Source organism: Nocardiopsis valliformis DSM 45023, from assembly GCF_000340985.1.
Classification (GTDB): domain Bacteria; phylum Actinomycetota; class Actinomycetes; order Streptosporangiales; family Streptosporangiaceae; genus Nocardiopsis; species Nocardiopsis exhalans.
The window spans coordinates 1-13,474 of sequence record NZ_ANAZ01000018.1 but is presented as its reverse complement, the minus strand read 5'-3'; the positions used below and the strand labels follow the sequence as shown (position 1 = coordinate 13,474).

Sequence of the window (13,474 nt, the reverse complement as noted above, 5' to 3'; positions counted from 1 at the left end):
ATGCCGTTGCCCCAGGCCACATCCTTTCTGGCGAGGGCCCGCAGCCATCAGCGCGACGACGAAAGGAACCGGTGGATTCCATGGTCTTCACCTGGCCGCCCCTCGACCTGCCCCGGCGGATTCGCTGCACGGACCCGGAACAGGGGGCTCTGGAGTGCGGGCACCAGCTCTGGCACCTCAAAGCCGCCCGTAGCTGGGCTACTCACGTGGCCCGCACCACCCCCGCTTGCGCGGACCCGCTGCTGGTCTCGCTCTCTGAGCTGCACACCAACGCGTTGAAGCACACCGCATCGGGGCTCCCCGGGGGCCGGGTGCGTATCGAGATCGAGCGGCGACGGCGGCTGTTCCTGCTCCGCGTCACCGACGACGGACCCCGCCCCGGTGCGGGGGCGACTGTTCCGGAGGTGCGCCAGATGCCTGGACAGTGTGGGGTCGACGGGTTGCTCGTCGAGGGCGGGTACGGCCTGGCCCTGGTGGGCGCGATGGCCCTGTACTGGGACTTCACCCGCGATCCCGACGGCGGGTTGATGGTTCGGGCCGCTTTTGACCGGTCTGGGCGAACCCGGATGGCCGCCTGAAAACCCGCGACCGGGTTGTGGCCGACAGGGGTTGAAGCACCTCGCTCACCCAAGCGAACATCGACCACCCCTCGCGGGAACGGCGTGTTCAGCGGGGGATCCAGGGCCGTGGGCCCTGTGCGGCATGGAGGGGAAGTGCAGCCCCGGGCGGCATCAAACCTCGGGGTCAGAGACACCCGCCCATGTCGAGCAACGAAGAAGGACCCAGAAGTGGAGGCGCCCCGACGCGGTGTTAGTGGCACCGGGCCGGGGCTGAAATCCCCACCTGAGAAAGCAGGAGGAGATTCGTGGAGAAGCCTACTGGTAGGCACCGCAAACCCGTACGGGGCTGGGGACAGCGCGTGCGCTGGCTGTTCGGCGCGGTCCTGGCCGCTGTGCTGTGCAGCCCTATCGAAGTCCCACCGCACCGCAACACCGACCGCCCCAGGCACCAAGGCCGGGCGGTGTTGGGACGCCGCGCGACCCCCAAGGTCCTGACTGCCTCCTCTGCCGTGACGCGGAGCAGGACGGTGGCCGAACTCGCCAGCCGGGAGGGCGAACCCAAACCTGAGCCGGGGCTGGTGCGGGTGCCGCGACCCCGGCGGCCGCACCCCTCTGAGCAGGGGTGGTGCGTGGACGACGACGGGGTGCGCGGGGTGCGCCCGTACCTGTTCCACGACGCGGAGCGGTCTCGCCCCAGCAAGGAGCACGCCCCGGTGGCGCAGGCACCGGGGGAGTTCGATGACCTGGCCGCCGCGGTGCGCACCTGGTTGAGCCTGGCCACCTGAGGACACACTTCTCGCCTCGGGGCGGTGCCGTAGGTCGCATCGCCCCGATTCCCTGCTTCGTGAGTCAGGTCTGAGTCGCTCTCGCAGACCACGCCCCGTATCGGGTCCCGGCACGCTCGCCTGGAGGAGTCTTCACGGGAAGGCCTGTCCTTCGAGTCGCCCGTCCCTGTCCAGCCAAGGTTTCTTGAAAGCGGGTATCTGGGTCGCGCCCCTGTTCGGAATTCTGGCTGTCCTTATCTACGCGCGGGTGGTATCGATGCGGGTGTGCGAGATCCCTATTCGGGCTGCCAGGTTTCGGTTTGATATGAACTTGTATTTGGTGGCCGCCGGATAAAGAGGGTTGCTGTCCCGAGTGCATTTTGCCTGGCTGGTCGGCTTTCTATGGTGCATGTTTTTCAGACGTCAGTAACTATATTTTTTGGACTGTATTTATACTGGAGGGGTTTGTGGGAGCGGGTGGGAATTGGGTAAATTACTGGTGGTTGGAGCGGGGTATCGATGACCCGCTCGGGTTTCTTTTCGGTCTTAGTTAGAATGTGCAGGCACCACCCGTAATGCGTCGTTCCCTGACCCGCGCGACGGCGGCTTGTGTGGCTTACACCCTCGTGCTTTCGATGGGGGTCGCTGCGTCTGCCGCAGCCGACGACGATGTCTCAGCCGCCTCCGGTGGCACGGCCGCCTCCGAGCAGCGGAGCGGTGAACTGGGCGGGATCCTCCCTGCCGATGTGGCAGACCGCACCCTGACCGGGTCCGATGACACCTCTGCCGCCGATGGCACTCCCGCCCCCACACGTTTCGGCGAGGTCCGGACCGAGGCCGAGAGCTCCCTGTGGACTTACGTTGACCTAGCTTCTCCCGACAGCGCCCACCATGGCGCCGAGATCACCAGCGTGGGTACCGGGCGCCTCGTGTGGGACCGCGTCTACACCCGCAGAGCCCTGTTCCGGTTCCCGGTCGAGTCGGGTCCGGGAACCGCTGTGGACTCCGCCGTGCTGCGTACCGAGGTCGCCTGGTCCTATGACTGCCACAGCGACTCCTTCCTGGAGCTGCACCGGGTCGACCCCTTCGACGGCGGGACCACCTGGAACGATCAGCCGACGGCCCACGCCCTGCTCGACACGCAAAGGGTCAGGGGCGGGCGGGCCGCCTGCCCGGTGAGCGGCGGTGTCGAGTTCGACGTGACCGAGGCCTACCAGTGGGCCGTGGACCACGGAGAACCCCACATCGACCTGCGCCTCGGGGAACGCGACGAGTCCGGGACCACGGCCTGGCTCCGCTTCGACGTCGAGGACAACCCGCCGGTGCTGGCGGTCGACCAGAGCACGTCGCGGGTCCCAGCCGCAGACTCCGATCCGACCGGTACCCCGAACCGTTCCCGGTACGGTGCGCAGGGCCCCTCCCCGCTCACGTTCGCAGGAGGCCACGCCCCTTCCGGCGACACCGTCCCGGAAGGCACGGACCTTGGAGGCACCCTCCCGGGACACGCGGGCCCGGGGGTCCGGGGAGCCTCCGACATCCGAGTCCAGGTCCCCGCCTCCAGTGACCAGCTCCGAGCCGGGGACGGTCGGGTCCCCGACCTACGGGGGGAACGGGCGGGTTCCCCGAGCGCTTCGCACGCTCACCCGCAACGGGACGGGGCCATGGATCTACAGGCCAGGGGACCTCCGGTCCGCATACCGGTCGGAGAACGCACTCTGGTGCACCGACCACGGGGACACGGTTGACGGACGACGGCGCCTCTCTCCCGGTACGCCCTCCGGTAGGGCGGAGGACGCACCGGCGGTGGCCCGAGGGGGTGGGGCCGGTCGGTTCCGGAGCGCCACGGCGGCGAGGTGCCCGGAAACGGCCGAGGGACCGTGCCTAAGCAGCGCCGGCCACGGAGCAGGGTGGCCGCCCGCGGTGAGGCCACGCTTCCGCGCCGGTGGGAGACGCGTCTGTCCCCGATACCGCAAACGCCTGAGGCAGAGCCCGAAGGGGGCTGCGCCTCAGGAGGGCGCTGCGGCCGGAAACCCCTGTGCGCATGGGCACCGCACAGGGGTTTCCGGAGTGCCGACGCCGGGTCGCTCCTCGGTGTGCCGTGAACCGGGGACGCGGGTGTCGTGCTGCCTCGTGGGCGGGTCAGGGCGCGTGCTCGGAATCAGTCCGAGGCCACCAGTACGGTCCTGAAGCAGTCGTCGTGCACGCCGGTTGACCGCGGACCCGCCTGGAGTCGCGGGTCCGCGGTCACCGTCGCGCCTACCGGCTCAGGCCGGTCAGGTCCCGCCGGACACCCGGTCGGGTTCTCCGCCCTGCCCGGGGCCACCTCGCCGCAGGCGCGACCGCAGCCCCGGCAGGATCGGCGCGGAGCCGCCCACCCGGCGCTTGTTGTAGATGTCGAAGGCCACCGCCAACAGCAGCACCAGGCCCTTGATGAGCTGCTGCCAGTCCACGCCCAGGCCGATCAGTGACATACCGTTGTTGAGCACGCCCATGAACAGGGCGCCGATGACCGCGCCGATCACACTGCCCACCCCGCCCGCGGCGGAAGCGCCGCCGATGAAGGCCGCCGCGATGGCGTCCAGCTCGAACATCGTGCCCGCGCCGGGGGTGGCGGCGTTGAGCCGGGCGGTGAAGACGAGCCCGGCCAGGGCCGAGAGCACCCCCATGTTCACGAACACCCAGAACGTGGTGCGCTTGGTGCGTATCCCCGACAGCGCCGCCGCGCGCTCGCTGCCGCCCACCGCGTACACGCGCCGCCCCATCGTGGTGGAGCGCATCACGAACGCGTACCCGGCGATGAGCACGACCAGCAGCACACCCACCAGCGGCAGACCGTTGTGGCTGGCCACCGTGTAGGTGAAGGCCACGATCACCGCCACTACCAGCGCCGAACCGGCCGCGGTGACCGCCGCCGGGGGAACCGGCAGGTCACGTGCCAGGGAACGGGCCCGCGAACGCCACTGGATCCACACGATCACCGCGGCCCCGGCCAACCCCAGGGCCAGAGTGGGCAGATGGAGTCCGTCGCTCTGCCCGGGCAGGAACCCGCTGGCGATCACCCGCAGCGACTGCGGCAGGGGCGCGATGGACTCTCCGCCCAGCACCGCCAGGGTGGCGCCGCGGAAGATCAGCATCCCGGCCAGGGTCACGATGAACGCGGGCACGCCCACGTAGGCGATCCAGAACCCCTGCCAGGCGCCGATGAGACCGCCCAGCATCAGGGCCAGGGGGACGACCACCATGGTCGGCAGCCCCCAGGAAGTCAGCATGATCGCCGACACCGCCCCGGTGAACGCCACCACCGACCCGACCGACAGGTCGATGTGCCCGGTGATGATCACCAGCATCATCCCGATCGCCAGGATCAGGATGTAGGAGTTCTGCATGATCAGGTTGGTGATGTTGAGCGGGGTGAGCAGCAGTCCGCCGGTCAGGACCTGGAACAGGATGATGACGGCGACCAGGGCGATGGCCATGCCGTACTGGCGGGTGTTGCCCTGGAACAACTCTCGGAGGCGGGAGCGCGAGGGGTTTCGGGTCAGGTCGTTCACGTCGGGTCCCCGGTTCGGGTCATGAGTCTCATCAGGGTCTCCTGGTCGGCGTCGGCCCGGGGCACCTGGCCGGTGATCCGCCCCTCGCACATGGCGTAGACGCGGTCGCACATGCCGAGGATCTCCGGCAGCTCCGAGGAGATGAGCAGCACGCAGGCGCCCTCGGCCGCCAGGCGGCGCACGATCAGGTAGATCTCGTACTTGGCGCCCACGTCGATGCCGCGCGTGGGCTCGTCCAGGATCAGCAGCTCGGGCCGGGTGAACATCCACTTGCCCAGCACGACCTTCTGCTGGTTGCCGCCGCTGAGGGTGCGCACCGTCTGGTTGACGCCGTGGCTGCGCACCCGCATGCGCTCGCTCATGCCCTGGGCCTCCACCGTCTCCAGGCCCGGGTCGATCACACCCCGGGTGGACACGCGGCCCAGAGCGGCGAGCGTGGTGTTGTGGCGGATGTCGTCGTCCAGGACCAGTCCCAGGGACTTGCGGTCCTCGGGCACGTAGGCGACCCCGGCGGCGATGGCGTCGGCGACGTCGCGCACGCGCAGCTCCTCGCCCTCGCGCAGCAGGGCGCCCCGGACGTAGCGGCCGTAGGAGCGCCCGAACAGGCTCATCGCGAACTCGGTGCGCCCGGCGCCCATGAGCCCGGCCAGTCCCACGACCTCGCCGGCGCGCAGGTCGAGGTCGACCCCCTGCACCATGCGCCGCCCCGTCTGGGTGGGGTGGTCCACCGTCCAGTCGCGCACCTGGAAGCGGACCGGGCCGATCTCCCCCTCGCGGTCGGGGTAGCGCTGGTCCAGGTCGCGGCCGACCATCCCGCGGATGACGCGGTCCTCGTCCACGGAGGGACGACCGTCGGCGTCGCGCTCCACCGCCAGGGTCTCCACGGTGCGGCCGTCGCGCAGGATGGTGACCTCGTCGCTGACCCGCATGATCTCGCCGAGTTTGTGCGAGATGAGCACGCACGCCACTCCCTGCCCGCGCAGTTCCAGCAGCAGGTCCAGCAGCCGGTCGCTCTCGGTCTCGTTGAGCGCCGAGGTCGGCTCGTCCAGGATGAGCAGCCGCACGTCCTTGGCCAGCGCCTTGGCGATCTCCACCATCTGCTGGGCGCCGATGCTCAGCGTCGAGACGGGCGCGGCCGGGTTCTCGTCCAGGCCGACCCGGAGCAGCAGCTCGCGGGCGCGGGCGTGGGTGGCTCCCCAGTCGATGACGCCGAAGCGGGTCACCTCGTGGCCCAGCAGCACGTTCTCACTGATGGACAGCTGAGGGATGAGCGCGAGCTCCTGGTGGATGATCGCGATCCCTGCCCGCTCGCTGGCGGCGACGTCGGCGAACGCGCGGGGCTCGCCGTCCACCTCCACCAGCCCGGTGTAGGAACCGGCCGGGTGGACGCCGCTCAGCACCTTCATCAGGGTGGACTTGCCCGCCCCGTTCTCCCCCATGAGGGCGTGCACACTGCCGTAGGCCACGTCCAGGGACACCCCGTCCAGGGCCCTCACCCCGGGGAACTCCTTGCGGATGTCACGCATACGCAGCAGCGGCCCCGGGGTGGAGGTTCCGATGTCAGCGCTCGTCATTCGAGCTCGGACTCCTCGTAGTAACCGCCCTCGACCAAGACCTCGTGGTAGTTGTCCAGGTCCACCGAGACGGGCTCCAGCAGGAAGGAGGGAACGACCTTGGCCCCGTTGTCGTAGGTGTCGGTGTCGTTGACCGGCACCTCCTCGTCGGCCAGGACCGCCTCGGCCATGTCCACGGTTTGCGCGGCCAGCTCGCGGGTGTCCTTGAAGACGGTCTGGGTCTGCTCCCCGGCGATGATCGACCGCACCGAGGACAGGTCGGCGTCCTGGCCGGTGACCACCGGCAGGGGGCGGGCGTCGGTGCCGTAGCCCACCGCGCGCAGTGACTCGATCACACCGAGGCTGATGCCGTCGAAGGGCGACAGGACCGCGTGCACGTCCTCGTCGGAGTAGTTGGCGCTGAGCAGGTTGTCCATCCGGGACTGGGCGACGGAACCGTCCCAGCGGGTGGTGGCGATCTGTCCCATCTCGGTCTGTCCGCTGCGGACCTCCAGGGTGCCGTCGTCGATGTGCGGCTGCAGCACTGACATGGCGCCGTCGTTGAAGAAGTAGGCGTTGTTGTCGTCGGGTGCCCCGCCGAACAGCTCGATGTTGAACGGGCCGTCCTCGTTCTCCAGGTCCAGGGAGTCGACGATGTACTGGCCCTGGATGACGCCGACCTCGAAGTTGTCGAAGGTGGCGTAGTAGTCGACGTTCTCGCTGCCCATGATGAGGCGGTCGTAGGCGATCACCGGGATGCCGCTGTCGGCGGCGGTGTCCAGGACGTCGCCCAGGGCCTCTCCGTCGATGGAGGCGATGACCAGGGCGTCCACGCCCCGGGTGATCATGTTCTCGATCTGGGAGATCTGGTCCTGGACGACGTCCTCGGCGTACTGCAGGTCGGTGCCGTAGCCGCGCTCCTCGAACTCGGCGACCATGTTCGCGCCGTCGTTGATCCAGCGCTCGGAGGACTGGGTGGGCATGGCGATACCGATGACGCCGTTCTCGCCGTCGGTGCGGGCGGCGTCGCCTACCCCGCCGCAGGCGGTCAGGAGCAGCGCGCCGCCGGCGAGGGCGGCGGTCAGGGCTGTGCGTGGTGGATGTGGCATCGGGAGGTCTTCTTCCTGAGCGGGAGCGGGAGGGGAAAGGTCAGCCGCGGGCGGCGGACAGCGTGATGACGGACCAGGAGACGGGCGGCAGCACCGCGGTGAGCCGGCCGTTCTCCAACCGGACGTCCTTGGCGGGCCGGGGTACGACCCGGTCGGGTTCGGCCATGGTGTTGGCGGCGTAGGGGTCCTCGTCGGAGAGGGTCTGGGCGTCGGTGACCGCCCCGGGCGCCAGGCCGGTCAGGTCGGCGTCCAGGGTCAGGTGTTGGTCGGTGGAGCGGTTGACCACGAAAATGGACGTGCTGCCGTCCTGGTCGTCGTGGGTGATGACGGCGTCCAGCGCGGGCACGGTGCCGTGTCGCTCGGTCCCGTACTCGGGTGCGTTCAGGCGGGTGCGCAGCACCTGGCCGCGGGCGGCGCGCGCGGTCAGCGCGAAGGGGTGGAAGATGCTCTGCCGCCAGGCGGGACCGCCGGGCTCGGTCATGATCGGGGCGATGACGTTGGCCAGCTGGGCCTGGCTGGCGGCGGTGACCCGGTCACTGTGCCGCAGCAGGCTGATGAGCAGGTTGCCGACCACGACCGCGTCGGCGACGTTGTACTGGTCCTCGATGACGCGCGGGGCCACCCGCCAGTCGTCGGTGGGCTGGACGGCGGCCTCGGCCTGGTGGCGGCTCAGGTACCACACGTTCCACTCGTCGAAGGAGAGCTGGATGCGCTTGGGGTTGCGCAGTCGCGCCCCCACGGCGTCGGCGGTGGCGGTCACCGAGTCGATGAAGGCGTCCATGTCGGTGGCGCTGGCCAGGAAGGAGCCGAGGTCGCCGTCGTGCTCCTCGTAGTAGGCGTGCAGGGAGACGTACTCGACGCTGTCGTAGGTCTCCTCCAGGACGGTGGCCTCCCACTCGCCGAAGGTGGGCATGGAGGACCCGGAGCTGCCGCACACCACCAGTTCCAGGTCGCGGTCGGCCGTCTTCATGGCGCGGGCCACCTGTGCGGCCTTGCGTCCGTAGGAGCGTGCGTCCAGGTTGCCGATCTGCCAGGGGCCGTCCATCTCGTTGCCCAGGCACCACATGCGGATGTCATGGGGGGTGGGGTGCCCGTTGGCGACCCGCTGGTCGGACAGGTGGGTGCCGCTCGGGTGGTTGCAGTACTCCAGCAGGTCCAGGGCCTCGGCCAGGCCGCGGGTGCCGAGGTTGACCGCCATCATCGGTTCGATGTCCAGGTCGCGGCACCAGGTCATAAACTCGTCGAGGCCGAACTGGTTGGTCTCGATGCTGTGCCAGGCCAGATCGCGGCGGACCGGCCGCTGGTCGCGCGGGCCGACCCCGTCCTCCCACCGGTAGCCGGAGACGAAGTTGCCGCCGGGGTAGCGGACGGTGCTCACCCCCAGTTCGCGGACCAGGTCGGCGACGTCGCGCCGGAACCCGTTCGGGTCAGCGGCGGGGTGCCCGGGTTCGTAGATGCCGGTGTACACACAACGGCCCATGTGCTCGACGAAGGATCCGAAGGTGCGCCGGTGGACGGGGGCGACGGGGTCGGCGGGGTCGACGTGCAGTGAGGCGTTGAGCATGGGTCTCCTCGGTTGATGGGCGGGTCCGGCCGGTGCACAGCCGGGCCCCTGGCTGATCCCGCGGTCGCTACTGGACGTAGGGCCAGCCGTCGTCGGTCCAGTGCAGTTCCCTGATGGCCATCCGGAAGTCGAAGTCCGGGCCCAGGTCGGTGTCGTAGTAGGTGTAGGCGAGCAGGCCCCCGGAGACGGACTGGCCGCCGGATCCGGTGATGGTGCCCTCGTCGGCGACGATCACGGTGCCCCCGCCCTCGAGCATCGGAACACCGCCGGCGTCCACGTAGGGCCCGGTGATGTCCTCGGAGCGGCCGACGGCGATCTTGTAGTCGCTGTCGACCCGGCAGCAGTGGTCGAAGGAGACGAACAGGTAGTGGTAGCCCTCGTGCGCCATCAGGAAGGGGGCCTCGACGGCGTTGGGCGCTTCGATCCGGTCGACCAGGTGCACGGGCTCCGCTCCCTGGACCGGCTTTCCGCTGGGCCAGTCGAGTTCGACCAGGTGGATTCCGCTCCAGAAGGAGCCGAAGGTCATCCAGTGGCGTCCTTCCGAGTCAGTGGCGATACCCGGGTCGATGGCGTTGTAGGAGTCGCCCTCGAAGGACTCCAGCACCATGCCCTGGTCGGCCCACTCGTAGGCGGGGTCGTCAGGGTCGAGCGTGGTGTTGGTGGCCAGGCCGATCAGTGACCGGTTGGAGCCGAAGGTCGAGGCCGCGTAGTACAGGTAGTAGGTGCCGTCGGAGTGGTGGATCTCCGGTGCCCAGAGGGTCTCCACACCCGGGACGGCCTCGTCGATCCAGCCGGGCCTGGTGTCCCAGACGGTGCCGGTGAACGTCCAGTACGAGCCGTCCGGGGAGGAACGGATCTGGATGTTGCCGTCACCGATCTCGGGGTTCCCGGTACCGAAGACGTACCAGTCGTCGCCGTCGCCGCCCGCGTACAGGCCGGGGTCGTGGACCCGCAGCCCGCCCGCGAAGGGGTGGAGGTGGTCGGGCTGGTGCCCGTACAGGGGCAGCCCGGGGTTGTTGGGCGGAACGTCCCAGTCGTCCTGGGCCGAGGCAGTGGTCGTGGCCTGGGACCCGGACGGCGGTCCGACCAGGTTGGCGGCCAGGACGGCCGCCAGCGTCGTGGCGGTCAGCGCCGTCACGATCCAGGGCAGTGCGTGTTTCACGGGGGGTCTCCTGGGAGTCGGGAGCGGGTCAGCCCTTGATCCCTGCTCCGGCGACACCGGTGACGATGTGCCGCTGGAACAGCAGGAAGACGATCAGCAGTGGGAGGGCTCCCAGTACCGCGGAGGCCATGACCTGCGCGTACTGGATCCCGTAGCCGCCCATCACCGTGCCCATCCCGACGGGGAGGGTCATCGTGTCCGGGTCGGTCGTGACGAGGAACGGCCACAGGAAGTTGTTCCACGCGCCGATGAAGGTGAAGATACCGACCGCGGTCAGGATGGGCCGGGACAACGGCAGCATGACGTTCCACAGGATCCGCAGGGAACCGGCGCCGTCGATCTTCGCGGCGTCCTCGTAGTCACGGGGGATGGCGTCGAAGAACCGTTTGAGGATGAACACGAACACGGGCGCGACCACCTGCGGCAGGGCGATCCCCCAGTAGGTGTCCACCAGCCCCAGCTGGGTCATCAGGATGAACTGGGGAACGATCAGGGTCTGCGGCGGGATGAGGATGCCGCCGATGATCAGTGCGAACAGCCACGGGCGGCCGCGGAAGTCGAAGCGGGAGAACCCGTAGGCGGCCAGCACGCACACGATGAGGGTCAGGACCGTGACGATCGAGGTCGTGACGAACGAGTTGAACGTCCATCGGATGATGTCCCCGCGGCCCAGCACCTGTGCGTAGGCGTCGAAGGTGGGGTTGGCCGTGAACCAGGTCGGGGGCGTGATCGTGGTCTCGCCCTCGGGTTTGATCGAGGTCGCGAACGACCACAGCAGCGGAACCAGCCACACCAGGGCCGCCAGGAAAGCGGTCGTGTAGAGGATGATCCGACCTGCGTTGGGCCGGGGCCCGCGCCGAACGGCTCTGGGGCGTTCGGGGGCGGCGGTCGGTGCGGGGCGGTCGGTGGTGGTGGCCATGTCACCCCTCCTTCCGGGAGAAGAGGCGGAACTGCGCCACGGAGGCGATGATGATCAGGACCATGAACACGTAGGCCATGGACGAGGCCAGGCCGATGCGCAGCCCGACGAACCCGGAGTCGTAGATGTACTGGATGACGGTGCGGGTGGCGAAGTTGGGCCCGCCCCCGGTCATCAGGTAGATCTGCTCGAACACGCGGAGCGAGCCGATCAGCTGCAGGACGGTGATCAGCACCGTGGTGCGGGCGAGCAGCGGCAGGGTGATCCGGCCGATGCGCTGCCAGGCACCCGCGCCGTCGATCGCGGCGGCCTCGTACACGTCCTTGGGGATGGACTGCATGGCGGCCAGGTAGAGCAGGTAGTTGAACCCGACCTGCCACCACGCCGTGGCGATAACCACCGACACCATCGCGGTGTTCTCGCTGAACAACCACTCGGAGCCCTCGAACCCGAGCCGGCCCAGGATCCCGTTGAACAGTCCCAGGCTGGGGTTGTACATCCACTCCCACATGAGCGCCATGACCGCCACCGGCAGCACGAACGGCGCGAAGAAGGAAAGCCGCAGGAACCACCCCAGCCGTCGGGCGTGGTCGGTGAGCAGGGCCAGCCCCAGGGCGAGCAGCACCATGACCGGCACGCTCAGCACGGTGAACACGAGGGTGTTCCACAGGGACTCGTACAGCGCCGGGTCGGTGAGCGTCTCGTTCCAGTTCTCGAGTCCGACGAAGGAGACGGGGCCGCCGGCGAGGCTGCGGTCGGTGAACGTGTAGCCCAGGCCCACGATCGCGGGCCAGACCAGGAAGAGCAGGTAGAAGGCGAGGAAGGGGAGGACGTACCAGAGTCCCGTCCACGTGGCGGGCCTGCGGCGCACGTCCACCAACCCGGATCCGGCCGCGCCGGACCCCTGAACGCGTGGGGTGTGTGTTCGCTCGGACATGTTCGCCTCCTACACCGGTGCCGGCGCGTTGATCATGGTGCGGAAGGTCCGTTTGAGCTGCTGCAGCGCTTCCTCCGGCGTCTGGGTGCCCTGGTGGAGCGCCGTCAGCGGACCGGTGGCGTCGTCCTGCAGGCGCCCGGCCGAGCCGCTGAACCAGGCCTCGGGTTCGAACTGCACGTTCTCGGCGGCCTCGCGGTACTCCGACTGCGGGTGCAGCTGGTCGTACTCCTCGCTCTCGGCGACCGGCAGGTAGGCGGGGATGTGGCCCGCGCCCTCGGACCAGGAGAGGCTGCTCCGCAGCATCCACGCCGCGTACTCCAGGGCGGCCCGGGTCCTCGCGGGGTCGCGATCGCGCTGGTGCGGAAACACGTAGCAGTGCGAGTCACCGCGGGTCCGGTGGTTGCCGAAGATGTTGGGGAACTGGGTGACGGAGAAGGACACGTCCGTGGCGTCCAGTGTCGTCATCTCCCAGTTGCCGTGGATCATCAGCCCCGACTGGCCGTTGGCCAGGTTGGCGGAGGTGTCCGCGCCCTGGGACACACGCGGTGACAGGCCTTCCTCGGAGAGCCGGTAGAGGAAGTCCATGGCGGACAGGGCCTTGTCGTCGTCCAGCTCGAAGTCGTCCTCGCCGAAGACGAGCTCACCGTCCTGTTGGCGGTACAGCGCCCAGAAGTTGGACCAGGGCCCCCAGGTGTCGAGGGACAGCCCGAAACCGCCGGTGGCGGCCTTGATCTCGCGCAGGGCCTCGACGTAGGTGTCCCTGCCGTCGAGCGGTACGAGCCGGTCGTCGGAGTCCAGGAGCCCGACTTCCCGGCACACGTCCAGGTTGTAGAACTGCACCAGCAGATGGGTGTCCAACGGGATCGCGTAGAGCTGTCCCCCGAAGAAGCACTCCTCCCAGATGTTGGGCAGGAACATGGTCTCGTCGATCCCGGCCTCGGCCAGGGCAGAGGGGTCGATGGGGTCCAGGAGGCGTCCCGGGGCCAGGCTCTCCAGCCGGGAGACGTGGACGGTGGCGATGTCGGCGCCGCGCCCTCCGGCCGCGCCCATGGCGACCTTGGTGTAGAAGGGCGCCCCCCACTCGAAGGTGGTGGCACGGAAGTCGACGTCAGGGTGTTCCGCCTGGTAGTCCTCGTGCATCTGCAGCATGCGCAGACCGTCACCGCCGCCGAAGAGGTTCCACTGACGCAGACGGGTGCGGTCGGCGGCCAGGGGGTCGTAGGCGCCGCAACCGGCCGCCGCGACCGCGGCCGTGGTCAGGGCGGCGGTGAACAGTGTTCTGCGCCCGACACCGGGTACCGGCGGAGGGTGGTGGGGGGATGGGTGGTGCGAAGCTTCGCGCACGGTGTACTCCT

General features: G+C 69.2%; 11 protein-coding genes. 3 read left to right on the top strand and 8 right to left on the bottom strand.

The genetic code is table 11. The features are described from left to right. The first annotated feature begins 71 nt into the window (after positions 1-71). From D457_RS0118720 to D457_RS0118710, 3 genes are all read left to right on the top strand, one after another. Positions 72-578 carry an ATP-binding protein gene (locus tag D457_RS0118720; RefSeq protein WP_017582205.1) on the top strand — a complete coding sequence of 169 codons (507 nt, stop codon included), beginning with the start codon at positions 72-74 and terminating at the stop codon, positions 576-578. Between the two features lie 287 nt (positions 579-865). Further along, positions 866-1,345, top strand: a complete 480-nt coding sequence (locus tag D457_RS32895; protein WP_152514279.1) for a hypothetical protein — start codon at positions 866-868, stop codon at positions 1,343-1,345. Positions 1,346-1,959: 614 nt separating this feature from the next. Then, positions 1,960-3,069: a DNRLRE domain-containing protein gene (locus tag D457_RS0118710; protein ID WP_051072967.1), complete on the top strand. Its 1,110-nt coding sequence runs from the start codon at positions 1,960-1,962 to the stop codon at positions 3,067-3,069. Positions 3,070-3,597: 528 nt separating this feature from the next. Here D457_RS0118710 and mmsB read toward each other — a convergent pair. The 8 genes from mmsB to D457_RS0118670 all read right to left on the bottom strand — a co-directional run bounded on the left by mmsB (position 3,598) and on the right by D457_RS0118670 (position 13,463). After that, positions 3,598-4,875 (bottom strand): multiple monosaccharide ABC transporter permease, encoded by a 1,278-nt coding sequence (mmsB, locus tag D457_RS0118705; RefSeq protein ID WP_017582203.1) that lies wholly within the window; start codon positions 4,873-4,875, stop codon positions 3,598-3,600. Further along, positions 4,872-6,449, bottom strand: a complete 1,578-nt coding sequence (locus tag D457_RS0118700) for a sugar ABC transporter ATP-binding protein (protein ID WP_017582202.1) — start codon at positions 6,447-6,449, stop codon at positions 4,872-4,874. The genes mmsB and D457_RS0118700 overlap by 4 nt, the downstream gene beginning before the upstream one ends. After that, positions 6,446-7,537: a multiple monosaccharide ABC transporter substrate-binding protein gene (gene chvE / locus D457_RS0118695; protein WP_017582201.1), complete on the bottom strand. Its 1,092-nt coding sequence runs from the start codon at positions 7,535-7,537 to the stop codon at positions 6,446-6,448. Before chvE ends, D457_RS0118700 begins: the two co-directional genes overlap by 4 nt. Positions 7,538-7,577: 40 nt before the next feature. Next, positions 7,578-9,101, bottom strand: coding sequence for an arabinosylfuranosidase ArfA (gene arfA / locus D457_RS0118690; protein WP_017582200.1), 1,524 nt, complete (start codon positions 9,099-9,101; stop codon positions 7,578-7,580). A 67-nt stretch (positions 9,102-9,168) separates the two neighbouring features. Continuing rightward, entirely contained in the window at positions 9,169-10,263 is a 1,095-nt protein-coding gene (locus tag D457_RS0118685; RefSeq protein WP_017582199.1) for an arabinan endo-1,5-alpha-L-arabinosidase, read from the bottom strand. A 28-nt stretch (positions 10,264-10,291) separates the two neighbouring features. Next, positions 10,292-11,182, bottom strand: coding sequence for a carbohydrate ABC transporter permease (locus tag D457_RS0118680; protein WP_017582198.1), 891 nt, complete (start codon positions 11,180-11,182; stop codon positions 10,292-10,294). 1 nt (position 11,183) lies between these two features. Then, a complete protein-coding gene (locus D457_RS0118675; protein ID WP_017582197.1) occupies positions 11,184-12,119 on the bottom strand; it encodes a carbohydrate ABC transporter permease in 936 nt (311 codons plus the stop codon). 9 nt (positions 12,120-12,128) lie between these two features. Next, entirely contained in the window at positions 12,129-13,463 is a 1,335-nt protein-coding gene (locus D457_RS0118670; RefSeq protein ID WP_026116785.1) for an extracellular solute-binding protein, read from the bottom strand. Between the last annotated feature and the right edge of the window lie 11 nt (positions 13,464-13,474).

Excerpts from the sequence above, each read along its gene's own strand:
- D457_RS0118700 (WP_017582202.1), bottom strand. The coding sequence starts at position 6,449 with ATGACGAGCGCTGACATCGGAACCTCCACCCCGGGGCCGCTGCTGCGT.
- D457_RS0118710 (WP_051072967.1), top strand. The coding sequence starts at position 1,960 with ATGGGGGTCGCTGCGTCTGCCGCAGCCGACGACGATGTCTCAGCCGCC.
- D457_RS0118680 (WP_017582198.1), bottom strand. The coding sequence starts at position 11,182 with ATGGCCACCACCACCGACCGCCCCGCACCGACCGCCGCCCCCGAACGC.
- arfA (WP_017582200.1), bottom strand. The coding sequence starts at position 9,101 with ATGCTCAACGCCTCACTGCACGTCGACCCCGCCGACCCCGTCGCCCCC.
- D457_RS0118675 (WP_017582197.1), bottom strand. The coding sequence starts at position 12,119 with ATGTCCGAGCGAACACACACCCCACGCGTTCAGGGGTCCGGCGCGGCC.
- chvE (WP_017582201.1), bottom strand. The coding sequence starts at position 7,537 with ATGCCACATCCACCACGCACAGCCCTGACCGCCGCCCTCGCCGGCGGC.